This window comes from Arthrobacter sp. 05L417, from assembly GCF_056397865.1.
Window position 1 is genome coordinate 1 of the sequence record NZ_JBFTOG010000083.1, and the last position, 1,534, is coordinate 1,534.

The 1,534-nt window shown below is 64.3% G+C and carries 2 protein-coding genes; both read left to right on the forward strand.

Annotated features, from left to right (window positions below):
• The first annotated feature begins 179 nt into the window (after nucleotides 1-179).
• A complete protein-coding gene (locus tag AC1DJW_RS26360) occupies nucleotides 180-518 on the forward strand; it encodes a hypothetical protein (protein ID WP_476902935.1) in 339 nt (112 codons plus the stop codon).
• A complete protein-coding gene (locus tag AC1DJW_RS26365) occupies nucleotides 482-1,525 on the forward strand; it encodes an IS3 family transposase (protein ID WP_476902936.1) in 1,044 nt (347 codons plus the stop codon). Before AC1DJW_RS26360 ends, AC1DJW_RS26365 begins: the two co-directional genes overlap by 37 nt.
• The last annotated feature ends 9 nt before the right edge of the window (nucleotides 1,526-1,534 follow it).

Here is a 1,534-nt window from a genome sequence, read left to right on the forward strand (position 1 = left end):
CCCTGTGTGTCAGGCTCTTGTGTGACAGGTTCCCTGTTGGCGGGAGTCCGGTGCGCGGGCGGGGAAGGTCCGTGATGGATTTTGTTATTCCTGTCCGCCAATCGAATCGCCACTTCACTGTTGGGGAGAAAAACGCGATTCTGGATGAGCATGAGAAGTGTCTTGAACGAGGCTCGAAGATGGCCTTGGCCAGGGCCATCGGAATCCGGGCTGCCACGGTCCGGGAATGGGCCCGCGCCCGGGAATCCGGTGAACTGCCCGCCGTGGTCGATCCACTCAAGGAGGACCAGCGATTGAATGCCGGAGACAAACGACAGCTCCAACGGGTTTTGAAGGAAAACGAGATCCTCAAGGCCAAGCTGGCCCGGTCTGAGGCCGCGGTGGACATTCTGGGAAAAGCTTCCGCGCTCTTGGAGGCAATGGCCAAGAGCGCGGCGGCAACGGAACCCGAGGTGGAGGAACCGGAGCCCGGACGCCCGGAGTGGTTGATGCCAAAACCTGGCGAGACATCGTCCTGAGCTTTGCCGGGAAGCTGATGACGGCCGGCTGGTCGGCGGTGAAGGCCTGCGCCCTGGTCGGCCTGCACCGCACCACCTGGTACCGGCACCTGAACCCTGCCGCCCGGGCCGGGATCAGCGTGCCGCAGGCCGACCGGGCCTACCCGAACCGGATCACCACCGCCGAAGCCGAGGAGTTCATGACACTGCTCAACTCCGAGGACTACGGCAATCTATCGGTCACCCAGGCCTATTACCGGATGCTGGACGCGGGATACTGCTCCTTCTCGATCGCCGCAGCCCACCGGATCGTGGCCGCCCACGGGCAGAACGGAGACCGCCGGCCACAACGCGGCGGCACCGGCCCCAAACGGGCCAAACCCGTCCTGGAAGCCACCGCCCCGAACCAGTTATGGAGCTGGGACATCACGATGCTCCACGGCCCCGGCAAACACACCTACCGGCTCTACACGATCCTGGACGTCTTCTCCCGCAAGGTCGTCGGCCACCGGGTCGAATACACCGAAACCGCGGCCCTGGCCTCGGCACTGATCCGGGACGCCGTGGCCGGCAACAGGCAGTCCCCGGGCGTGCTTCACGCCGATAACGGGGCACCGATGCGGGCGGGCAGCACCCTGGAACTCGCCCGGTCCCTGGGCATCACCTTGTCCTACTCACGACCCCGCGTCTCTGATGACAACCCGTACTCGGAATCGCTGTTCAAGACCGTCAAATATGACCTCGAGTTCCCGCGAAGGTTCCAGGACCTCGAACACGCCCGCGGATACRTGGCAGCCTTCTTCGCGGACTACAACGCCAACCACCGCCACAGCGGACTGAACTACTACACACCCGACACCGTCCACCACGCACGCACCGAGCACGCCCGCAGGCAACGGCAAGCAACACTCGACACCTGCTACGCCCGCAACCCCCACCGATACCGCAACAAACCCACCGCGCCGGGAGCACCCCCCACCGCCGGGATCAACAACAAACAAACCACCCCGCTGTCACAAACAGCTTGATAGATACCG

Coding starts and splice junctions, on each gene's coding strand:
- AC1DJW_RS26360 (WP_476902935.1), top strand. CDS start 180: ATGGCCTTGGCCAGGGCCATCGGAATCCGGGCTGCCACGGTCCGGGAA.